The organism is Deltaproteobacteria bacterium (genome assembly GCA_020848905.1).
Classification (GTDB): Bacteria; Myxococcota_A; Polyangia.
The window spans coordinates 213,131-234,061 of the sequence record JADLHG010000018.1; the positions used below are offsets into that span (position 1 = coordinate 213,131).

Annotated in this window: 22 protein-coding genes; 21 read left to right on the forward strand and 1 reads right to left on the reverse strand. The window is 73.4% G+C overall.

What is annotated here, in order from left to right:
• Positions 1 to 2 precede the first annotated feature (2 nt).
• Genes hisD through IT371_08970 form a run of 9 tightly spaced genes read left to right on the forward strand, consistent with a single transcriptional unit; the run spans position 3 to position 6,869 of the window.
• On the forward strand, positions 3 to 1,325 hold the full coding sequence (gene hisD, locus IT371_08930; GenBank protein MCC6747767.1) for a histidinol dehydrogenase: 1,323 nt from the start codon (positions 3 to 5) through the stop codon (positions 1,323 to 1,325).
• The gene (hisC, locus tag IT371_08935) at positions 1,322 to 2,416 is read left to right on the forward strand and encodes a histidinol-phosphate transaminase (protein ID MCC6747768.1); all 1,095 of its coding nucleotides are present in this window, start codon (positions 1,322 to 1,324) and stop codon (positions 2,414 to 2,416) included. The genes hisD and hisC overlap by 4 nt, the downstream gene beginning before the upstream one ends.
• Before the next feature lie 4 nt (positions 2,417 to 2,420).
• Positions 2,421 to 3,008: an imidazoleglycerol-phosphate dehydratase HisB gene (gene hisB, locus IT371_08940; protein ID MCC6747769.1), complete on the forward strand. Its 588-nt coding sequence runs from the start codon at positions 2,421 to 2,423 to the stop codon at positions 3,006 to 3,008.
• Between the two features lie 16 nt (positions 3,009 to 3,024).
• Positions 3,025 to 3,636 carry an imidazole glycerol phosphate synthase subunit HisH gene (gene hisH, locus IT371_08945; GenBank protein MCC6747770.1) on the forward strand — a complete coding sequence of 204 codons (612 nt, stop codon included), beginning with the start codon at positions 3,025 to 3,027 and terminating at the stop codon, positions 3,634 to 3,636.
• Positions 3,633 to 4,379, forward strand: a complete 747-nt coding sequence (hisA, locus tag IT371_08950) for a 1-(5-phosphoribosyl)-5-[(5-phosphoribosylamino)methylideneamino]imidazole-4-carboxamide isomerase (GenBank protein MCC6747771.1) — start codon at positions 3,633 to 3,635, stop codon at positions 4,377 to 4,379. The genes hisH and hisA overlap by 4 nt, the downstream gene beginning before the upstream one ends.
• 2 nt (positions 4,380 to 4,381) lie before the next feature.
• Positions 4,382 to 5,152, forward strand: coding sequence for an imidazole glycerol phosphate synthase subunit HisF (hisF, locus tag IT371_08955; protein MCC6747772.1), 771 nt, complete (start codon positions 4,382 to 4,384; stop codon positions 5,150 to 5,152).
• Entirely contained in the window at positions 5,152 to 5,463 is a 312-nt protein-coding gene (hisI, locus tag IT371_08960; GenBank protein ID MCC6747773.1) for a phosphoribosyl-AMP cyclohydrolase, read from the forward strand. Before hisF ends, hisI begins: the two co-directional genes overlap by 1 nt.
• Positions 5,464 to 5,466: 3 nt before the next feature.
• Positions 5,467 to 5,736 (forward strand): phosphoribosyl-ATP diphosphatase, encoded by a 270-nt coding sequence (gene hisE / locus IT371_08965; GenBank protein MCC6747774.1) that lies wholly within the window; start codon positions 5,467 to 5,469, stop codon positions 5,734 to 5,736.
• On the forward strand, positions 5,733 to 6,869 hold the full coding sequence (locus IT371_08970) for a hypothetical protein (GenBank protein ID MCC6747775.1): 1,137 nt from the start codon (positions 5,733 to 5,735) through the stop codon (positions 6,867 to 6,869). The genes hisE and IT371_08970 overlap by 4 nt, the downstream gene beginning before the upstream one ends.
• Positions 6,870 to 6,874: 5 nt before the next feature.
• Here the strand turns inward: IT371_08970 and IT371_08975 are convergent, their stop codons facing one another.
• The gene (locus IT371_08975) at positions 6,875 to 7,054 is read right to left on the reverse strand and encodes a hypothetical protein (protein MCC6747776.1); all 180 of its coding nucleotides are present in this window, start codon (positions 7,052 to 7,054) and stop codon (positions 6,875 to 6,877) included.
• Between the two features lie 626 nt (positions 7,055 to 7,680).
• On the opposite strand from IT371_08975, the gene aroB reads away from it, so the two are divergent.
• The 12 genes from aroB to trpA are packed head-to-tail and all read left to right on the forward strand — an operon-like array spanning position 7,681 to position 20,929.
• On the forward strand, positions 7,681 to 8,751 hold the full coding sequence (aroB, locus tag IT371_08980) for a 3-dehydroquinate synthase (protein ID MCC6747777.1): 1,071 nt from the start codon (positions 7,681 to 7,683) through the stop codon (positions 8,749 to 8,751).
• Complete coding sequence (locus tag IT371_08985) at positions 8,739 to 10,190, forward strand: type I 3-dehydroquinate dehydratase (protein ID MCC6747778.1); 1,452 nt, start codon at positions 8,739 to 8,741, stop codon at positions 10,188 to 10,190. The genes aroB and IT371_08985 overlap by 13 nt, the downstream gene beginning before the upstream one ends.
• Positions 10,187 to 11,419, forward strand: a complete 1,233-nt coding sequence (gene aroA / locus IT371_08990) for a 3-phosphoshikimate 1-carboxyvinyltransferase (protein ID MCC6747779.1) — start codon at positions 10,187 to 10,189, stop codon at positions 11,417 to 11,419. The genes IT371_08985 and aroA overlap by 4 nt, the downstream gene beginning before the upstream one ends.
• The gene (locus IT371_08995) at positions 11,416 to 11,937 is read left to right on the forward strand and encodes a shikimate kinase (GenBank protein ID MCC6747780.1); all 522 of its coding nucleotides are present in this window, start codon (positions 11,416 to 11,418) and stop codon (positions 11,935 to 11,937) included. Before aroA ends, IT371_08995 begins: the two co-directional genes overlap by 4 nt.
• Positions 11,938 to 11,943: 6 nt before the next feature.
• Complete coding sequence (gene aroC, locus IT371_09000; GenBank protein MCC6747781.1) at positions 11,944 to 13,260, forward strand: chorismate synthase; 1,317 nt, start codon at positions 11,944 to 11,946, stop codon at positions 13,258 to 13,260.
• The gene (gene aroF / locus IT371_09005) at positions 13,257 to 14,270 is read left to right on the forward strand and encodes a 3-deoxy-7-phosphoheptulonate synthase (GenBank protein MCC6747782.1); all 1,014 of its coding nucleotides are present in this window, start codon (positions 13,257 to 13,259) and stop codon (positions 14,268 to 14,270) included. Before aroC ends, aroF begins: the two co-directional genes overlap by 4 nt.
• Complete coding sequence (locus IT371_09010; GenBank protein ID MCC6747783.1) at positions 14,267 to 15,880, forward strand: anthranilate synthase component 1; 1,614 nt, start codon at positions 14,267 to 14,269, stop codon at positions 15,878 to 15,880. Before aroF ends, IT371_09010 begins: the two co-directional genes overlap by 4 nt.
• On the forward strand, positions 15,877 to 16,554 hold the full coding sequence (locus tag IT371_09015) for an aminodeoxychorismate/anthranilate synthase component II (GenBank protein ID MCC6747784.1): 678 nt from the start codon (positions 15,877 to 15,879) through the stop codon (positions 16,552 to 16,554). Before IT371_09010 ends, IT371_09015 begins: the two co-directional genes overlap by 4 nt.
• Positions 16,551 to 17,567: an anthranilate phosphoribosyltransferase gene (gene trpD, locus IT371_09020; GenBank protein ID MCC6747785.1), complete on the forward strand. Its 1,017-nt coding sequence runs from the start codon at positions 16,551 to 16,553 to the stop codon at positions 17,565 to 17,567. Before IT371_09015 ends, trpD begins: the two co-directional genes overlap by 4 nt.
• Entirely contained in the window at positions 17,557 to 18,939 is a 1,383-nt protein-coding gene (trpCF, locus tag IT371_09025) for a bifunctional indole-3-glycerol-phosphate synthase TrpC/phosphoribosylanthranilate isomerase TrpF (protein MCC6747786.1), read from the forward strand. Before trpD ends, trpCF begins: the two co-directional genes overlap by 11 nt.
• A complete protein-coding gene (gene trpB, locus IT371_09030; GenBank protein MCC6747787.1) occupies positions 18,936 to 20,126 on the forward strand; it encodes a tryptophan synthase subunit beta in 1,191 nt (396 codons plus the stop codon). Before trpCF ends, trpB begins: the two co-directional genes overlap by 4 nt.
• Positions 20,123 to 20,929, forward strand: coding sequence for a tryptophan synthase subunit alpha (trpA, locus tag IT371_09035; protein MCC6747788.1), 807 nt, complete (start codon positions 20,123 to 20,125; stop codon positions 20,927 to 20,929). The genes trpB and trpA overlap by 4 nt, the downstream gene beginning before the upstream one ends.
• The last annotated feature ends 2 nt before the right edge of the window (positions 20,930 to 20,931 follow it).

Below are 20,931 nucleotides of genomic sequence, written 5' to 3' on the forward strand. Positions count from 1 at the left end.
CCATGTCGTTGATCAAGATCTTCGACGTCGAGCACGCGCGGCGGAGCATCCTGCGCCGCCAGTGGTCCGGGGCGCAGATCTACTCGGAGGCCCTGCTGGAGGGGATCCGTGCCCGCTTCGGCGAGGCGCTGACCCCCGACCAGGCGGTGCAGCGCATTCTCACCGAGGTCCACGCCGACGGCGCGGCTGCCGTGAAGCGCTGGACCACCCGGCTCGACCGTGTGGACCTGGATACCTTGAAGGTGCCGCACGAGGCGCTGGAAGCCGCTTGGCAATCGCTCGACCCGGCGCTCGCGCGCGCGCTCGAGGAGGCCGCCGAGCGGGTGCGCCTCTTTCACCACCGCCAGCCCTGGAGCTCGTGGAGCACCGACGCGCTCGGCGGGAACGTGGGGCAGCGCATGACGCCGATCCGCCGCGTGGGGGTCTACGTCCCCGGCGGGTCCGCCCCTCTCCCCTCGTCGCTGCTCATGTCGGTCATCCCCGCGCAGGTGGCGGGGGTCTCCGAGGTGGTGGTCTGCACGCCGCCACGCCCCGCGCTCTCTATCCTCGCCGCGGCGAGGCTCTGCGGGCTGCGCGAGGTGGTGCAGATCGGCGGCGCTCAGGCCATCGCGGCGCTGGCCTTCGGCTGCGAGGGCCTCGCCCCCGTGGACAAGATCGTCGGGGCCGGAAACCTCTTCGTGACGCTGGCCAAGCAGAAGGTCTACGGGCTCGTCGGGATCGACGGGCTCGCGGGGCCGACGGAGACGATGATCGTCGCGGATGCGACGGCGCGCGCCGACTGGGCGGCGGCGGACCTACTGGCCCAGGCGGAGCACGACATGCTGGCCTCGGCCATCCTGCTCACCCCCGAGGCGCAGCTCGCCCGGGCCGTGCAGGCCGAGGTGGAGCGTCAGCTCCCGACCCTCGCGCGCGCCGAGATCGCGCGCGAGTCGCTGGCCAGCCACGGCGGGATCGTGGTGACCCACGACCTGGTGCAGGCGGCCGCGCTGGCGGACGCCTACGCCCCCGAGCACCTCTGCCTCTCCGTCGCCGACGCGGACTTCTGGAGCCACCAGATCCACAACGCGGGGGGACTCTTCATCGGCGAGCACTCGTGCGAGGTGCTCGGGGACTACGTGGCCGGGCCGAGCCACGTGATGCCCACGGGGGGGACGGCGCGCTTCGCCTCGCCGCTGAACGTGCTCGACTTCGTGAAGATCACCAGCATCGTGGCGCTGGATGGGCCGACGGCGGCACGCGTCTCGGTCCCCGCCGAGGCGCTCGCGCGGGCCGAGGGGCTCACGGGGCACGCGAACGCCGCGGCGCTGCGCCGGGGCGCCTCGTGATCGACGCGGAGTCGCTCATCCGGCGGGACGTGCGGGGGCTCTCCGCGTACCAGCCGATCCTGCCCTTCGAGGTGCTCTCCCGACGGCTCGGCCGCGCCCCCGAGGCGATCGTCAAGCTGGACGCGAACGAGAACCCCTACGGTCCGCTCGCCGAGGTGCGGCTGGCCCTCGCCGCGCTCCCCTTCGCGCACATCTACCCGGACCCCGAGAGCACCGAGCTCCGCGAGGCGCTGGCCACGCACACCGGGCTGCCCGTCGGAAACCTCCTCGCCGGGGCGGGGGCCGACGAGCTCATCGACCTCGTGATGCTGCTCTTCCTCGAGCCCGGGGACGCCGTGGTCTCGTGCCCGCCGACCTTCGGCATGTACGCCTTCGACGCGGGGCTGCACCGGGCGCGGGTGGTGAACGTCCGGCGGCGCGCGGATTTCTCGCTCGACCTGGACGAGCTCGAGCGGGTGGTGCGGGCGGAGCGGCCGAAGCTCCTCTGCCTCGCCTCGCCGAATAACCCCGACGGCAGCCAGCTTCCGCGCGAGGCACTGGAGCGCGTGCTCGCGCTCCCGGTGGTCGTGCTCCTCGACGAGGCGTACGTCGAGTTCGCCCCGCCGGGGACGAGCCGCCTGACCGAGGTCGCACAGCGCTCGAACCTCATCGTGCTGCGCACCTTCAGCAAGTGGGCGGGGCTCGCCGGCCTGCGGGTCGGCTACGGCGGTTTCCCCTCGGGGCTCGTCCCGCACCTCTGGAAGATCAAGCAGCCGTACAACGTCTCGGTCGCAGCGAGCACGGCGGCCATCGTCTCGCTCCGTCACGCCGAGAAGCTCCACGCGGTGGGGGAGCGGCTCGTGGCCGAGAGGGCGCGGCTCTTTTCGGGCCTCGCGGCCGTGCCGTTCCTCTCGCCGTACCCGTCTCAGTCCAACTTCATCCTCTGCCGCGTCGTCGGGAGGGAGGCGCGGGCGCTCAAGGAAGGCCTGGCCGCTCGGGGCGTGCTCGTGCGCTACTTCGACACGGCGGGCCTCACCGACCACGTTCGCGTGAGCGTCGGCAAGCCCGAGCACACCGACGCCCTGCTCGCCGCCCTCGCGGCCCTGGAGTGAGCCGATGCGCCAGACCATCGTGGAGCGAAAAACGAAGGAGACGGAGATCCGCGTCGAGCTCTCGCTCGACGGCCGGGGCGAGCACGAGGTGAGCACGGGGATCGGCTTTTTCGACCACATGCTCGGGCACGTCGCGCTCCACGGTCTCTTCGACCTCCGGCTGCGGGCGAAGGGGGACCTGCACGTGGATCCCCATCACACCGTCGAGGACTGCGCGCTCGCGCTCGGCCAGGCGCTGGATCAGGTCCTCGGGGACCGCGCGGGGATCGCGCGCATCGGGCACGCCGTGGTGCCGATGGACGAGACCCTCGCGCAGGTGACGGTGGACCTCTCGGGCCGGCCCTTCTGCGTCTTCGAGGCCTACTTCCAGACGCCGACGATCGGCGGGCTGCAGACCACGCTCGTCGGACACGTCTTTCAGTCCCTTTCGGTCGCGGCGCGGGCGAACGTCCACGCCAAGGTGCTCTACGGCCAGGACGACCACCACCAGGCCGAGGCGCTCTTCAAGGCCCTCGGCCGGGCGCTCTCGGCGGCCGTGGCCGAAGACCCCCGTCGCGCGGGGCGCGTGCCGAGCACCAAGGGGACGCTGTAGAATAGAACCCGGCCCAATGATCGCCCTCATCGACTACGGCGCGGGAAACCTGCGCTCCGTGCAGAAGGCCTTCGAGGCGATCGGGACGGAGGTGCGCCTCACCGACCGGGCCGAGGTGGTGCTCGAGGCCGAGAAGGTCGTCCTCCCCGGGGTCGGCGCCTTCGGCGACGGGATGCGGGGCCTCGCGGAGCGCGGCCTCATCGCGACGCTCGTCGAGGTGGCGCGCCGCCGGACGCCGCTGCTCGGCATCTGCGTCGGCATGCAGGTGCTCTTCGAGGAGAGCGAGGAGCACGGGCGGCACGAGGGGCTCGGACTCTTGCCGGGTCGCGTGCGGCGCTTCGACGCCGGCGCGCTGAAGGTGCCCCACACCGGCTGGAACCAGCTCTGGCGCACGCAGGGCGACGCCCCGTTGCTCGAGGGCCTGGACGACGGGGCCTACGCCTACTTCAACCACGGCTTCTTCTGCGACGCGGCGCCCGCCGACACGGCCGCGGAGACGGACTACGGACGGAGGTACGCCTCGATCGTCGCGCGGGACGGCTGGCTCTTCGGCGTGCAGTTCCATCCCGAGAAGAGCCAGCGGGTGGGCCTGGCCATCCTGCGCAACTTCGTGGAGCGCCGCGGATGAAGGCCTGCGTGGTCTATCCCGCGATCGACCTGCGTCGCGGCAAGGTGGTGCGCCTGGCGGAGGGGGACCCCGCGCGCCAGACGACCTATGGTGACGACCCCGCGGCCGTGGCCGAGGCCTGGCTCGCGGCGGGGTCGCGCTGGCTCCACGTGGTGAACCTGGACGGCGCCTTCGACGAGGCGGACGCGGGGAACCGGCAGGCCGTGCGCGCGATCCTGGAGCGGGCGACGGGGGAGGGCGCGTCGGTGCAGCTCGGCGGGGGCTTGCGCTCGCTCGCGGCGGTCGAGGAGGCGCTCGCGCTGGGCGTGGCGCGCGTGGTGCTCGGCACGGCGGCGGTCGAAAAGCCCGAGCTCGTGCGCGAAGCCCTCGCGCGCTTCGGCAGCGTGCGCGTGGCGGTGGGCCTCGACGCGCGGGACGGGCTCGTGCGGACCCGGGGGTGGCGCGACGGGGCCGGGGTCGCACCGGACGAGCTCGCGCGTGGCTTCGGCGAGGATGGGCTGAGGACGGTGATCTATACCGAGATCAGCCGCGACGGGCTCGGCACCGGCGTGGACGTGCCCGCCTGCGCGGCGCTGGCCTCGGCCACCGGGCTCGAGGTCATCGCCTCCGGAGGCGTGGGCTCTCTCGAGGATCTGCGGCGGGTGCGCGCGGCCGGGTTGCCGGGAGTGATCGTCGGGCGCGCGCTCTACGACGGCCGCTTCGGCCTCGAGGAGGCGCTCGCGGCCGTCGGGGAGGGGCGTTGAGCATGTCTCTCGCGCGTCGGATCATCCCCTGCCTGGACGTGAAGGACGGCCGTGTGGTCAAGGGGGTCAACTTCGTCAACTTGCGCGACGCCGGCGACCCGGTCGAGCAGGCGCGGCTCTACGACCGCGAGGGGGCCGACGAGCTGGTCTTCCTCGATATCTCCGCCACCCCCGAGGCGCGCGACACCACGGCCGAGGTGGTGCGCGCTGTGGCCGACTGCGTCTTTCTGCCGCTCACGGTGGGGGGCGGGATCCGGACCGTGGAGGACATGCGCCGCCTGCTCCTCGCCGGGGCCGACCGCGTGAGCGTGAACTCGGCGGCGGTCAGACGCCCCGAGCTCCTCTCCGAGGGGGCGAGTCGCTTCGGCAGCCAGTGCATCGTGTTGGCCATCGACGCGAAGGGGTGCGCGGGGGGGGGCTGGGAGGTCTACCTCGACGGCGGACGGACGCCGACCGGGCTCGACGCGCTCGAGTGGGCGCGCCGCGGCGTCGCGCTCGGGGCCGGCGAGATCCTGCTCACCAGCATGGACGCGGACGGCACGCTCGCGGGGTTCGACCTGCCGCTCACGCGCGCGGTGGCCGAGTCCGTGGCGGTGCAGGTCATCGCGAGCGGGGGCGCGGGGCGGCTCGAGCACTTTGCCGAGGTGTTCACCGAGGGGAAGGCCGACGCGGCGCTGGCGGCGTCGCTCTTTCACGACCGGAAGCTCGGGGTCGCCGAGGTGAAGCGCCACCTCGCGGACCGGGGCGTACCCGTTCGACCCCCGGGGGCCTGATGAAAGACCTCACCTTCGACGAACGGGGGCTGCTCCCCGCGGTGGCGCAGGACGCGGTGACCGGCGAGGTGTTGATGGTGGCCTGGATGAACGCCGAGGCGCTGCGGCGAACGCGCGAGAGCGGGCGCGCGACCTTCTTCAGCCGCAGCCGTCAGGCCCTCTGGCAGAAGGGGGAGACCTCGGGGAACGTGCTCGAGGTGGTCGAGATTCGCGTGGACTGCGACGGGGACACCCTGTTGCTCAAGGTGCGGCCGGCGGGACCCGCGTGCCATACGGGGGCCCGGAGCTGCTTTTTCCGGGAACTGGAGTAGAGCATGCTGAGCGAACTCTTCGAGGTCATCCGACAGCGCAAGGTCAACCCGACGCCCGAGTCCTACACGGCGCGACTCTTCGCGGCCGGAGAGGACGAGGTGCTGAAGAAGATCGGGGAGGAGGCCGTGGAGGTGATCCTGGCCGCGAAGGGGCAGGGGGACGCCCGGCTCGTCGAGGAGCTCGCGGACCTCTTCTATCACGTCGCAGTGCTGCTCGTGTCGCGGGACCTCACGCTCGCCGACCTCGAGGAAGAGCTCCGTCGCCGCCGATGAAGATCCTGCTCTTCGACATGGACGGCGTGCTCGTGGCCCCGGAGGGCTACCACCGGGCTCTCGCGGAGACGGTGCGGCTGGCGGGGCAGGCGCTCGGCTACCCCGAGGTGAGCCTCACCCCCGAGGAGATCGCGGCTTTCGAGGCGGCCGGCGTCTCGAGCGAGTGGGAGTCGTCGGCCATCTGCACGGCGCTGATGCTGGTCCAGGCCTGGGAGGCGGAGCTGCCGCGCTCTCTGCCCGAGGAGCTGCCGGGGGCCGCGGCGGAGGCGCACGGGCTCCCCGTCCCCGATTTCGTGGCCTTCATGCAGCGCCTCGCGCGTGACGGCCAGGAGAGGTGGACGAGCGCCCCCGAGCGGGCCGAGGCGGCGCTTCTGACCCACCGCCGCCTGGAGCAGGAGAAGCGCCGCGTGGTCGGCGACCTTCTGCGACGCGCGCGCGACTTCGACGGGTCGGTCACGCATCGGGTCTTTCAGGAGCTCGCGCTGGGCAGCGCGGAGTTCGAACGGACCTACGGGCGCAAGCCCGCGCTCGGCACGGCGAGCTACCTCGAACAGCACGATCGCCCGGGGCTCAGCCCGGCGGGGGCGGCGCGGCTGCGGGCCTGGCTCGGTCGGCCGTCGCAGCATGGGGCGGTATTCACCAACCGCCCGTGTCGAGGGCCGGGCGGCGCGCGGGGGACGCCCGAGGCCGAGGCGGGGGTGCGCTGCGTGGGCGTACCGGAGCTCCCCATCCTGGGGCTCGGGGGGCTGAGCTGGCTGGCCGAGCGGCGCGGGGCGCTCACCGACGAGCTGATGAAGCCCTCGCCGGTGCACGCGCTGGCGGCGCTGCAGCTCGCGGCCGGTCGCACCGCAGCGGACGCGCTCGACCTCGCCGCCGGCCTCGCGCTCGACGGGCTCGACGGTGCGGCGTGGCGCGCGCTCGACGGAGCACGGGTCTGGATCTTCGAGGACTCGGCCAAGGGCCTGCACAGCGCCCAGGCGGCCGGTGAGCTCCTCGCCGCGCACGGGGTGACGCTCGAGCTCACCTTCTGTGGCGTGACCACCGACTCGCTCAAGGCCCAGGCGCTGACCGCGGCGGGAGCGCGCGTCTTCTCCGGCCTCGAGCAGGCGCTGGCGGTCGTCCCGGCCTTCTGAGAGGCTCAGCGTCCTGGAACGTCGTCCGTACGCAGCTTCCCGCGAAGCTTCCAGCCCGTGTGCAGGAGCCAGGTTCGTGGCTCGCCGACCGTAGGCTCTCCCGAGGGCGGCACCGGCGCGAGGTCCTTCCAGCCGTCCACGAGATAGAGCGCCGAGGAGCACGGATCGAGCTCACGCCTGGGCACCCACTTGCCGCGCTGCGCGCAGTGCTTCCGTCACCCGGAGCTGCGGCTTCACGCGCAGGTTCGGGAGGTCTGACACGACCTTCATCGTCACGTGCACCGGAAAGCGGCTCGCCAGAAGCGGTCGCGCCCGATGCGGGAGTTCGCTCCCCGGCTGTTTCTTCCTCCCTGCACCGTCGCGCTTCCCGCCCCACCCCGCCGGCGCACGCGTGCCCGAAGGCCGGCCACAACCCGAGGAGGATTTGCGTTTGCGGGCCATCATGAATACGGCTAATACCATCAAAGCGCCGGTCTGCCATCAAGCGAGCTCATTTCACGAACACACAAACAGACACAAACCCCTCTTCGCCGCACCGATCCACCCCGGCCCTCCGCGTGCGCTCACCGCCGCTCGCGCCCCCCCCCCCACCTCCCACCAACAAACCCCCCACCTCTCGCGCGTCGGCCAAACGCCCGCCTGCTCGACGTCGTCCACCCCTCCCTGGCCAGTGCCACCATTTCCCCCGGAACCCTTGACCGACAGTCCGCGCTCACACCCCGCCCCGACCTGGACACCGCCCCGACCTGGACGTGGCCGGCCGGGCCCTTCCTGCGTTAGACTTACCGTTCCGATGCGTCTACTGACCCAGGTGAAAACGGCTCGTCAGGAGTCCTACCCGGTGCTCCTCGGGCCGGACTTTGTCAGCGGCCTCGGGGAGGTGTGGCGCGAGAGCTGGCGCCAGGCGGTGCTCGTCGGCGACGAGAACACGGCGCCCCTCTTCTTCGGGCCGCTCGAGGCGTGGCTCGGTTCGCGCGTCGAGCGCCTCCTGCCGCTGCGGATCCCCGCCGGCGAAGGGTCGAAGACGCGCGAGATGAAGGCCGAGCTCGAGGACGCCATGCTGGCGGCCGGAATCGATCGCCGGGCCTGCGTGGTGGCTGTGGGGGGCGGGGTGGTGCTGGACCTCGCGGGCTTCGTGGCGGCCACTTACCTGCGGGGCGTGGCCCACCTGAACCTCGCGACCTCGCTCCTGGCCCAGGTGGACGCGGCCGTCGGCGGCAAGACGGGGGTCAACACCTCGCGCGGCAAGAACCTGATCGGCGCCTTCCACCCCCCGCGGGCGGTGCTCGTCGCGCGCGCGGCGCTCTCCACGCTCCCCGAGGAGGAGCTTCGCTGCGGCCTGGCCGAGGCGGTGAAGCACGCGGTCGTGGCGGACGCCGAGCTCTTCGCGTCGCTCGAGGCGTGGGGCGGGGAAGGGGGGCTCGTGCTCCCCGAGGAGCTCCTCGGCCGCTGCGTGCGGATCAAGGCGGAGGTGGTCGAGCAGGACGAGCGCGAGGCGGGGCTTCGGCAGATCCTGAACTTCGGGCACACGGCGGGGCACGCGATCGAGGCCGCCACGGGGCACGCCGTACCGCACGGACGCGCGGTGGCCGCCGGGATGGTCGTCGAGGCGCGCGTGGCCGAGGCGCTCTGCGGCTTTGGCGGGGACGAGCGGGCCCGCCTCGTGGCGCTCCTCGAACGCCTCGGGCTGCCGACGCGCCCGCCCGTCCCCTTCGCCGAGGCGCGGGTGTACTTCGGCGCCGACAAGAAGACGCGCGGAGGCGAGGTGCGGTGCGCGCTCCCGCTACGGCTCGGAGAGATGGAGCCCTCGGAGGGGGCGTTCGCGGTGACCGTCCCGCTCGAACGCTTCGAGGCGGCCTGGAGCGACGCGTGCTCTGCGTGACGGGGGCCGAGAAGAGCTGGGAGGCGCTCGGGGCCCGCCTCGCGCGCGTGGCGTCGCAGGCCGGCGGCGCCTCGTTTCTGCAGGAGGTCCGCCTCGACGCCCTCGACCGACCGGGGGAGGGGCTCGAGGAGGGGCTCGCCCCGTGGCGCGACCGCCTCGTCGTCTGCTGCCGGCCGCCGCGTCAGGGGGGCGCGTTTGCGGGGTCCGAGGAGGAACGGCTGGCGCTGCTCGCGCGGGCCGCGGCCTCGGGCGTGGCCTACCTGGACCTGGAGGAGGAGCTTCCCGACGCCGCGCTCTCGCGCCTCAGGAGCCTGGGCGCGCGGCAGCTCGTGCTTTCGCACCACGACTTCGACGGGCTGTCGCCGGAACTTCTCGGGCGCCTCGAGCGCATGGCCAGCCGGCCCGTGGACCTGGTGAAGCTCGCCGCGCGGGTCGACGACGCGGCGGAGCTGACCGCGCTGCTCGAGCTGGGGCAGAGGCTCGGCCGACCGGCGATCGTGATCGGGATGGGCCTCGCGGGCCTGCTCAGCCGCGCGCGCTATCCCGCCTTCGGTTCTCCCTGGACCTACGTCGCAGCCGCGGCGGAGCTCGCCACCGCGCCGGGACAGCTCTCGCTCGCCGCCGCGCTCGAGCTCGGTCTGCCCGAGGGAGCGCGTGCGCCCTTCGTGGCGCTGCTCGGAGGCGCGCAGGTGGCGCACTCTCCGGGCCCCGTGGTCTACAACCGGCTCTTTCGCCGCCGCGGCAAGGCCTGGAGCTACCTGCCGGTCGCGAGCGCCGAGGCGGCTAAGAGCCTCGCGCTACTTCGGCGGCTCGGCGCGCTCGGTGCGAGCGTCACCATGCCGCACAAGGCGGCGGTCCTCGACGGGGCCCTTCTCGACGAGCGGGCGCGCGAGCTCGGGGCGGCGAACACTCTGCGCTTCGACGGGAGCGAGACGCGGGCCACCAACACCGACGTGGAGGGGGTCGCGGTGCCGCTCGGTCGGGCGCTCCGCGGTGCGGCCCTCGGCGAGCGGCCGGGGTGCGTGGCGCTCGTCCAGGGCGCGGGAGGTGCCGCGCGCGCGGCGGCGCTGGCCTGCCGGGAGCTCGGTCTCGAGGTGGTGGTGAGCGCGAGGTCGCGCGACCGTGCCGCCCTGGCGGTGGCGCTCGCCGGCGGACGCTTCGTCGCGTGGGCCGACCGTGCGAGCCTCGGCGCGGAGGTGCTCGTGAACGCCACTCCGCTGCGCGACGACGGCGCGTGGCCCGCCGAGGCGCCGCTCCCCCGCGTGGTCTTCGACCTCGCCATCGGCCCGGGGGCCTCGCCCCTCGTGGCGCGGAGCGAGCGCGAAGGGGCGCGGCTCCTGCGTCCCGAGGAGATGTGGCTCCACCAGGGCGCGACCCAGATGTCCTTCATCACCGGCGAGCCGGTGGACGCCGAGGAGCTCAGGTCGCTCTTGCCATGAAGCCCACGATCCTCACTGCTCCCGGGAGCAAGAGCCTGACCCAGCGGGCGCTCGTCGTCGCGGCGCTGGCAGACGGGCCCGTCACCGTGGAGGGGGCGCTGGTCTGCGACGACTCGCGGCACCTCACCGAGGTGCTCGTGCGGCTCGGGGTCGGCGTGCGGTGGGAAGGCACGCGCGTGCGCGTTACTCCCGGTCCGCTGCGCGGGAGCGAGGAAGCGCACGCGTGCGGCAACGCCGGCACCACCATGCGCTTCTCGGCCGCGCTCTCCCTGATCCTCGACGGGCCGCTGGTCCTCGACGGCAACGCGCGCATGCGCGAGCGGCCGATCGGTCCTCTCGGAGACGCACTGCACGCGCTCGGCGTGGAGGTCCGTTACCTCGGCCAGCCCGGCTTTCCGCCGCTGCGGCTCGAGCGTCGCGCCCCGCCCCCCGCCGAGGTGACGGTGGAGGCGGCCCTCTCCAGCCAGTTCGCGAGCGGGCTGCTCCTCGTGGCGCCGCGCCTCCCCGCGCCGCTCACTCTGCGGCTCGCGGGCGCGGTCGTCTCGCGCAGCTACCTCACCATGACCGGGGCCCTGATGGAGCGAGCGGGGGCGAAGCTGGCCTGGCTCGACGCGCGGACGGTGCGCGTGGAGCCGGGGAGCTACCGGGCCGACGCGCTGGCGCCGGCGCTCGGCGTGGAGCCGGACTGGTCGGGGGCGGCCTTTCTCCTCGCCGCGGGCGAGCTCCTGGGGCGCCCGGTCGAGGTCCCGGGGCTCCTCCCCCCCGAGGCCTCGCTCCAGGGGGACGCCGCGTTCGCCGGGATGATCGAGGAGCTTCGGCGGCCCCGCGTGCATCGCTTCGACCTGACCGACACCCCCGACCTCCTCGCCCCCCTCGTGGCGCTCTGCCCCTTCGCGGCGGATGCGACGGAGATCGTCGGAGCGGGGCACACGCGGGTCAAGGAGTGCGACCGCATTGCGGTCCTCGCCGAGGGGCTGCGCCGCATCGGGGCCGGCGTCGAGGAGCGGCCCGACGGGCTGACCGTCCGACCGCTCGAGGCGCCCCGGCCGGGTCCGATCGAGCTCGATCCCCACGAGGACCACCGCATGGCGATGACCTTCGGGCTGTGGGCGCGGCGCGTCCCCGGCCTCCGCGTGCTCGACCCGGGGTGTGTGAGCAAGTCCTTCCCGCTCTTCTGGGAGGAGCTCGCGCGCTTCGACCCCTCGACGGGGCAGGGGGCTGGCGCATGACCGCGGCGCTCGTTTCACCCGGGCTCGTGGTGGTCGGGATGCGCGGCGTGGGCAAGAGCACCGTCGCGCGCCTCCTCGGCGAGCTCCTCGGCGCCCCGTGGCTCGACGCGGACGCCGAGCTCGAACGGCGCGCCGGACGCACCATCCCCGAGCTCTTCCGCGAGCAGGGGGAGGCCGGCTTCCGGCAGCTCGAGCGCACGGTGCTCCTCGAGCTCCTGGACCAGCCGGGGCTGATCCTCGCCACGGGAGGTGGGGCCGTGCTGCACGACGAGGTGCGGGGGCGGCTGAAACGGCGCGCCACGCTCTGGCTGACGGCGCCCGTGGCCGTGCTGGCCGCGCGGGTTCGCCATACGGACCGGCCGAGCTTGACGGGCCTGCCCATCCACCTCGAGCTGGCCGAGGTGCTCGCGCAGCGGGAGCCGCTCTACCGCGAGGTGGCGACCTGGACCATGGACACCTCGCGACAGTCCGCCGCCGAGGTGGCGCAGGCCGCGGCGGCCCTGCTCCGGCGCACCTAGGAACCCATGAGCTCCAACACCCTCGGCGACAACTTCCGCATCACCACCTTCGGCGAGAGCCACGGCCCGGCGCTCGGGGTCGTGATCGACGGGCTGCGCCCGGGCATCTCCGTGGACGTGGAGGGGATCCAGCGCGAGCTGGACCGACGAAGGCCGGGCTCGAACTCCCTCACCACGCCGCGCAAGGAGGGAGACCGCGTCGAGGTCCTCTCCGGGCTCTTCGAGGGGAAGACGACCGGCGCGCCGCTCGCGTTGCTGGTCCGCAATACCGATCAGCGTTCGCAGGACTACGATCGGATGAAGGACCTCTTTCGACCGGGGCACGCCGACCTGACCTGGCAGCGGAAGTTCGGTATCCGCGACTGGCGCGGCGGCGGGCGTACCTCGGGGCGGGAGACGGTGGCGCGTGTCGCGGCGGGGGCGGTGGCGCGCCAGCTCCTCGAACGCGAGGGGATCACCATCCTCGGGCACGTGCTGCAGGTAGGTCCGGTGCGGGCGGCGCGCTTCGACGCGGCGGCGATCGAGCAGAACCCGGTGCGCTGTGCGGACCCGGAGGCGGCCGAGCGGATGGCGGCGGCGATCCAGGAGGCGCAAAAGGCCGGGGACTCGCTCGGGGGGGTGGTAGAGGTCGTGGCGCACGGGGTGCCCGCCGGCCTAGGCGATCCGGTATTCCAGAAACTTAGTTCGCAAATCGGCGCCGCCCTGCTCTCCATCGGCGCGGTCAAGGGCGTGGAGCTCGGCGACGGCTTCGCCCTGGCCTCCCTCCGGGGCTCCGAGGCGAACGACGCGCTTCTCCCCGGCGGCTTCGCCTCGAACCACCACGGCGGCCTGCTGGGCGGCATCTCGAGCGGGGCCCCCATCGTGGCGCGCCTCGCGGTGAAGCCCACCTCGTCGATCCGCGTGCCGCAGGCGACCATCGACACCGAGGGTCGCCCCGTCACGCTGCGGGTCACGGGGCGCCACGACCCCTGCATCTGTCCGCGGCTGGTGCCCGTGGCCGAGGCCATGCTGGCCCTGGTCCTCTGCGACGCCTTCCTCCGGCAGCAGGCCCTGCGCGAGGCGGCGACGGACGAGGCGCAATTAGTAGCTGAGCTCGCTTTCCGGGAGGCCGAGGTCCTGCGCGCGGTGGCGGCCTACGCGGCCGTGCGGCGCGAGCTCGGCGGGAGCGCGACGGCGGACGGAGCGCTGGCGAACCTCCGTCGGGAGGTCGCGGGAGAGCTTGGCTTGCCGGCGAGAGAGACCGACACTCTATGGGCGGCCGTGGCGAGCGTCGTCGCGGGTCCATACGAGAAACCCCGAGGGGAGGAAGAGGACGGCACATGATCATCGTGTTGAAGAGGGGCGCGACGCAGGCGGAGGCGGACGAGATCCTCGCCCACATCGAGGAGAAGGGGTGCAAGCCGCTGTGCATGCCGGGGATCGAGCGCACCGTGCTCGGCGCCATCGGTGACGAGCGCGTGCTCGGGGCGCTCCACCTGGAAGGCTACCCGCAGGTGGAGAGCGTCAAGCCGATCCTGGCGCCCTACAAGATGGTGAGTCGGGAGATGCACCCGCACGACACGCTGATCCCGCTCGGGAACGGGAGCGTGGGGGGCGGGCGCTTCACCGTGATCGCCGGACCGTGCGCCGTGGAGAGCCTCGAGCAGCTCGAGGAGACGGCGCGTCGCGTGAAGGAGCACGGCGCGCACGCGCTGCGCGGGGGCGCCTTCAAGCCCCGAAGCAGCCCGTACAGCTTCCAGGGGCTCGGCCTCGAGGGGCTGAAGATCCTCGCCGCGGTGGGGCGCAGCACGGGGCTGCCCACGGTGACGGAGGTCGTGGAGGTGGCGGACGTCGAGGCGGTGGCCGAGCACGCCGACGTGCTCCAGGTCGGGGCGCGGAACATGCAGAACTTCCGGCTCCTGAAGGCCCTCGGGGACTGCAAAAAGCCGATCATCTTGAAGCGCGGGATGGCGGCGACGATCGAGGATCTCCTGATGGCGGCCGAGTACGTGGTGAGCACGGGGAACCCGCACGTCATTCTGTGCGAGCGCGGGATCAAGACCTTCGAGACGGCGACCCGCAACACGCTCGACCTGAACGCCATCCCCTTCATCAAGCAACGCTCGCACCTGCCGGTGATCGTGGACCCGTCGCACGGGACGGGGATCCGGGAGCTCGTGGCGCCGATGGCGCGGGCGGCGGTGGCCTGCGGCGCCGACGGCGTGATGGTCGAGGTGCACCGCGACCCGGCCCACGCGCTCTCCGACGGGCAGCAGTCCCTCTACCCCGACCAGTTCAGCGCGCTGATGCGGGCCCTGCAGCCCTTCGTCGAAGCGGCCGGAAAGACCCTGTGAGCCCTCGGTCCCTCGCCGCCGGTGAGACCCTGGCGCTGTCGCGCACGTACGCCCACTGTCCCGATCCGGTGACGCTCTTCTCCGAGCTCGCCGAGGGGGGGCGGTGGCCGAACACGCTGCTGCTCGAGTCGGCCGAGACCTCCACGCAGGCGGGGGAGAAGAGCCTCCTCGTCGTGCGGAGCGCCCTTCGCGCGCGGTGCACCGGTCGCGAGGTCGAGATCACCTCCCTCAACGCCAACGGGCGGAGCTTGCTCCCCTGGATCGCGCGGTCGCTCGGCCGGGACGTCCTCGTGAAGGACGACGGCAGCACCTTCGTCGTGCGTTACGAGGCGCCGGTCGCCGGCGACGAGGAGGCGCGCCTCCACGCCCCCTCGCCCATGGATGTCCTCAGGGGCATGGTGCTCTCGTTGCGCCCTCGCGCGAGCGAGCGAACGCTCCTGCCGCTCGCCGCCGGGGTCTTCTCCTACGACCTGCTCGGCCAGTACGAGACGCTGCCCCCGCCTGCGGCCGACCCGCTGGGCTGGCCGGAGTTCGAGCTCTGCCTGGCGGACCAGGTGGTCTGGCTCAATCACCGGCAGGGTTCGGCGACGGTGGTCCTGCAGGTCTTCGGGGGCGAGCACGCCGAGGGGGTCTACCACGACGCGACCTCCGCCATGGTGCGCCTCGGCGAGGCGCTGCAGCGCTCGGCGGGGGCGGTCGGCGGGGCCGGCGCGGTCGACGAGGGGCAGGATTCGCGCGGGAAGACGCCGTCGGTGCCGACGGTGGACCTCGACGACGCCGGGTACGGGACCCTCGTGCAGACCCTCAAGCAGCACATCGTGGCCGGCGACGTGTTCCAGATCGTCCCCTCGCGCACCTTCTCGCTCCCCTGTCGGGACGCCCTCGCCGCGTATCGCGTGCTGCGGCGGCTCAACCCGAGCCCGTACATGTTCTTCGTGCACGGCACGCGCGGCGTCCTATTCGGCGCCTCTCCGGAGACGGCGCTCAAGGTGGAGGGACGGCCGCCGCGGGTGGAGATTCGCCCGATCGCCGGCACCCGGCCTCGCGGCAAGAGCGCGGACGGTCGCATCGACCGGGACCTGGACAGCCGCCTGGAGGCCGACCTGCGGCTCGACGAGAAGGAGCTCGCCGAGCACCTCATGCTGGTGGACCTGGCGCGCAACGACGTGGCGCGCGTGAGCGTGCCGGGGACGCGCGCCGTCTCGCGCCTCCTCGGCGTGGACCGCTATTCGCACGTCATGCACCTCGTCTCGCACGTCGAGGGCGAGCTGCGGCCGGAGCTCGACGCCCTCCACGCGTACGCGGCCACCATGAACATGGGGACGCTGGTGGGGGCGCCGAAGCTGAAGGCCGCGGAGCTGCTCCGCCTGCACGAGGCCACCGCGCGAGGGCCGTACGGCGGTGCGGTCGGCTACCTGGCGCAGGACGGGGCCTTCGATACAGCGATCGTGATCCGCTCGGCGGTGGTGCAGCACGGGCTCGGTCACGTGCGGGCGGGCGCGGGAGTGGTCTACGACTCGGAGCCCGCGGCCGAGGCGGCCGAGACGCGGCGCAAGGCCGAGGCGGTGCTCGAGGCTCTGCGGCAGACCCACGACGGGAGCGAGCCATGAGTGCGTCGGCGAGAGTGACCAGGCGACCGACCGTGGATCAACGGAGCTTGCAGGCCGAGGGGGCAGAGGAGGCCGGGCCGCTCAGCGTCCTGCTGATCGACAACTTCGACTCCTTCTCCTACAACCTGGTCGAGGAGCTGCGGCGGCGTCAGGCCGAGGTCATCGTCTTCCGCAACGACGTGCCGGCGCTCCGCGCCCTCGAGCACCTCCTCGCGCAGCCCCCTCCGCGGCTCCTCGTGCTCTCCCCGGGGCCCGGTACCCCCGCCGAGGCGGGGTGCTGTCTCGAGCTGGCGCGCCTGGCCGAAGGGCGGGTGCCTCTCTTCGGCGTTTGCCTGGGCCACCAGGCGCTCGTGGAGGCCTTCGGCGGCGTCGTGGCCTTCGCCGGTGAGGTCGTGCACGGGAAGGCCTCGCTGGTGGAGCACTCGGGGCGGGGCCTCTTCAGCGGGCTCCCGTCCCCGCTGCGCGTCGGCCGCTACCATTCGCTGGCGGCGACCCGCGTGCCGCCGGTCCTCGAGGTCACCGCGCGCCACGGCGAGATCGTGATGGCCGTCGAGCACAGCCACCATCCGATGGCCGGCGTGCAGTTCCACCCCGAATCGATCCTGACGCCGCTCGGCGGTCCGCTCATGGATCGTCTCGTCGCCTGGGCCACCGCCGCCGAGGTGGCGCGATGACCACGCGGGAGACGCTCGAGACGCTCTGTCGTGGCCAGAGCCTCTCGCGGGAGGCCGCCCTCGAGCTCTTCTCGCGCGTGCTGCGCGGGGAGGTGAGCGAGGTCGAGCTCGCGGCGCTCCTCATCGGCTTCAAGGCCAAGGGCGAGACCCCGGAGGAGATCGCGGGAGCCGCTCAGGCGCTGCGCGATGCGGCCCTGGCGCTCGACGTGGGGAGCCTCAAGGTCTCGGACTCCTGCGGCACCGGCGGAGACGGGGCGGCCACGGTGAACATCTCTACCGCGGTGGCGCTCGTGGTGGCCGAGGCCGGCGTGCCCGTGGCGAAGCACGGGAACCGCTCCATCTCGTCGCGCTGCGGGTCGGCGGACGTGCTCGAGGCCTCGGGGGTGAAGATCGACGCGCCCCCCGAGGTCTCGCGGCGGTGCCTCGACGAGCTCGGCATCTGCTTTCTCTTCGCGCCGCAGTACCACGCTGGCGTGCGGCACGCGATGCCGGTGCGGCGGGCTCTCGGCGTGCGGACGCTCTTCAACCTCCTCGGTCCCCTGTCGAACCCCGCCCGGCCGGCGTGGCAGGTCGTGGGAGTCTACGATGCGACGCTCTGCGCTCCTCTCGCGCGCACGCTGGGGTTGCTCGGCTGCGAGCGCGCGCTGGTGGTGAACGGCTGCGGCCTGGACGAGATCGCGCTCCACGGCCCGACGGTGGCCGCGCTCTGGCGCGAGGGGAGCCTCGAGGAGCTGGTCCTGCGTCCCGAGCAAGCCGGGCTGCAGCGCCGGCCGCTCGAGGCGCTGCGCGGCGGGGGCGCCGAGGAGAACGCCCGCTGGCTGCGCGACCTGCTCGGGGGGCGCGGCGAGGCGGCGCACGCCGAGATCGTGGCCATCAACGCGGGGGCGCTCCTCTGGGTCAGCGGGCGCGCGGCGGACCTGCGCGAGGGGACGGCGCAGGCGCTCGAGGTCCTGCGCGCCGGGGGAGCCGAGGGGCGCCTGGCGCGCTGGGCGGAGCGTTCGCATGGCGCTTGATCGCATTCTCGAGGCCAAGCGGCAGAGTGTGGCGGCGCGCATGGGGGCGCGGCCCCTCGAGACCTTCCGGGGCGCGCTCCGGCCGAGCGACCGCGACCTGCTCGGGGCGCTGGAGGCGGCGGAGCTCGGCCTGATCCTGGAGTGCAAGCGCGCCTCGCCGTCGGCGGGGGCGCTGCGCGAGGTCCCCGACGTGGCGCAGCTCGGTCGCGAGCTGGCGGCGGTGGCGAGCGGGATCTCCGTGCTGACCGACGAGCCCTTCTTCGGCGGAAGCTTCGAGGACCTGCGGCGCGTGCGCGAGACGGTCGCCTGTCCCGTGCTCTGCAAGGACTTCGTGATCGACCCCTACCAGATCTACGAGGCGCGGCACCACGGCGCGGACGCGATCCTGCTCATGCTGAGCGTGCTCGATCAGCCGGGGCTCGAGCGCTGCCTCGCCGTCTGTCGGGAGCTGCGCATGACGGCCCTGGTCGAGGTTCACGACCGGGAGGAACTAGAACGTGCGCTCGTTTTTCAGCCGGCGCTCCTCGGGATCAACAACCGGAACCTCAAGACCCTCGCCATCGACCTTCGCACCACCGAGGAGCTCGCGCCGCGCGTACCGAAGAGCACGCGCCTGATCAGCGAGTCGGGGATCGAAGGGCGCGGGGACCTGCGTCGCCTGCGCCCGCTCGTGGACGGGTTCCTGGTGGGGAGCGCGCTCATGCGGCGCCCGGACCTCGGGCGCGCGGCGCGGGAGCTCGCGTACGGTCGGGTGAAGGTATGCGGCCTGACGCGCCCCGAGGATGCGCTCGCGGCGTGGCGAAGCGGGGCCACCTTCGGGGGGCTGGTCTTCGCGACCGAGTCGCCGCGGCGGGTGGGCGTCGAGCGGGCGCGGGAGCTGACCCGGGCGGCGCCGCTCGGCTGGGTGGGAGTCTTCGTCAACCAGCCGGAGCCCGAGGTCGCGGAGCTGGCGCACGAGCTCGGGCTCGCGGCGGTGCAGCTCCACGGCGAAGAGAGCGCGGAGAGCGTGGCGGAGCTGCGCGAGCGGTTGCCGGCGGGCTGTCAGCTCTGGAAGGCCGAGCGGGTGGTCGGGGCGCTGCCCCCCTTGCTCCGGGCCGACGTGGATCGCGTGCTGCTGGATGCGCACCGCGCGGAACGGCGCGGGGGGACCGGCGCCTCGTTCGACTGGGGCCCACTCGAGCGCTGGCCGGCGCGGGGCGAGGTGATCCTGGCCGGCGGCCTGCGCCCGGAGAACGCCGCGCGAGCCGACGCGCTCCGGACCTGGGCGCTCGACGTGAGCTCGGGGGTCGAGGCGGCCCCCGGCGAGAAGGATGAAGCCCGGCTGGCCGCGTTCTTCGCGGCGCTGCGACGGGGCAGTGAGGGGCGACGATGAAGCAGGACGGTCGATTCGGCCCCTTCGGGGGTGTATTCGTGCCCGAGATCCTCGTGCCTCCGCTCGAGGAGCTCGAGGCCGGCTTCCTGGCCGCGCAGGCCGATCCGGCCTTTCAGACCGAGCTCGAGGGGCTGCTCCGCGACTACGCCGGGCGTCCGACGCCGCTCTACGCCTGCCGCAACCTCTGCCGCGGGACGCGGACGCGCATCCTGCTCAAGCGTGAGGACCTCTTGCACGGCGGGGCGCACAAGACCAACCAGGTGCTTGCGCAGGGCTTGCTCGCGCGGCGCCTCGGCAAGCGGCGCCTCATCGCCGAGACGGGGGCGGGGCAGCACGGGGTGGCCACGGCCATGATCGGGGCGCTGCTCGGCCTGCAGACCCGCATCTACATGGGGGCGAAGGACGTCGAGCGGCAGCGCCCCAACGTGCAGCGGATGCGCCTGCTCGGCGCGGAGCTGGTGCCCGTGGCGAGCGGGAGCTGCAGCCTGAAGGACGCGATCAACGAGGCGCTCAGGGACTGGGCCGCGAGCTTCGAGTCGACGCACTACGTGCTGGGGACCGTCGCCGGGCCGCACCCCTATCCGCTGATGGTGCGCGAGTTCCAGCGCGTGATCGGGCGCGAGGCGCGCGCGCAGGTGCTCGCCGCCGAGGGGCGGCTGCCGGAGGTCGTGGTGGCCTGCGTCGGGGGCGGCTCGAACGCGATGGGCCTCTTCACCGACTTCATCCCCGACGCCGAGGTGGAGCTCGTGGGCGTGGAGGCCGCCGGGCGGGGGCTGGCGAGCGGCCAGCACGGCCTCACGCTAGGGGCTGGTCGGCCCGGGATCCTGCACGGGGCGCGCACCTATGTCCTCGAGGACGACGAGGGGCAGATCATGGAGACGCACTCGGTCTCGGCGGGGCTCGACTACCCGGGGGTGGGGCCCGAGCACGCGTACCTGATGCAGACCGGGCGCGCGCGCTACGAGGGGATCACCGACGACGAGGCGCTCGCCGCCTTCGAGCGGCTGACGCGCGAGGAGGGGATCCTTCCCGCGCTCGAGTCCGCGCACGCGCTGGCCTGGGCCATCCGGCAGGCCGAGGGCGATTCCGGGCCGCGCCTGATGCTCGTGAACCTCTCGGGCCGCGGAGACAAGGACCTCGAAGAGGTGGCGCGCCTGCGCGGCGCGGCGGCAGGGAGGAAGACGTGACCGCTCGTTATCGAGAACTCTTCAATCGCCTGCGCGAGAAGCACGAGGGTGCCTTCGTCCCCTTCGTGGTGCTCGGTGACCCGAGTCCCGGGGACAGCCTGGAGGTGCTGCGCGCGCTGGTCCGCGGCGGGGCCGACGCGCTCGAGCTCGGGCTCCCCTTCTCCGACCCGGTGGCCGACGGGCCGACGATCCAGGCCGCCGACGTGCGGGCCCTGGCCGCGGGGACCCGCTCGCGCCACGCGTGGGGTCTGCTCTCTGCGCTCCGCGCCGAGTATCCGGAGGTGCCCATCGGGCTGCTCGTCTACGCCAACCTCCTCGAGGCGCGCGGGCGAGACACCTTCTACGCCCAGGCCGCCGCGGCCGGCGTCGACTCGGTGCTCGTCGCGGACGTGCCGACGATCGAGGCCGAGCCCTTCGTGGCGGCCGCCCGCAAGCACGCGCTCCATCCGGTGCTGATCGCCACGCAGACGGCGAGCGAGGCCCGCCTGCAGCAGATCGCGCGCCTCAGCTCGGGGTACACCTACGTGGTCACGCGCGCGGGGGTCACCGGAGCGGACGAGCAGCTCCAGGCCGACCACGGCGCGTTGCTCCGACGGCTGGCCGCTTACGGAGCGCCCCCCTGCCTGCTCGGCTTCGGTATCTCGCGTCCGGAGCACGTGCGCGCGGCGATCGCCTCCGGGGCCGCGGGGGCCATCAGCGGGTCTGCCGTGGTGCAGCTCGTGGAGCGGCACGCGAACGACCTCTCGGCGCTGGTCGCCGCTCTCGAGGCGTTCGTCGCCGAGATGAAGGCCGCCACGCGCTGAGG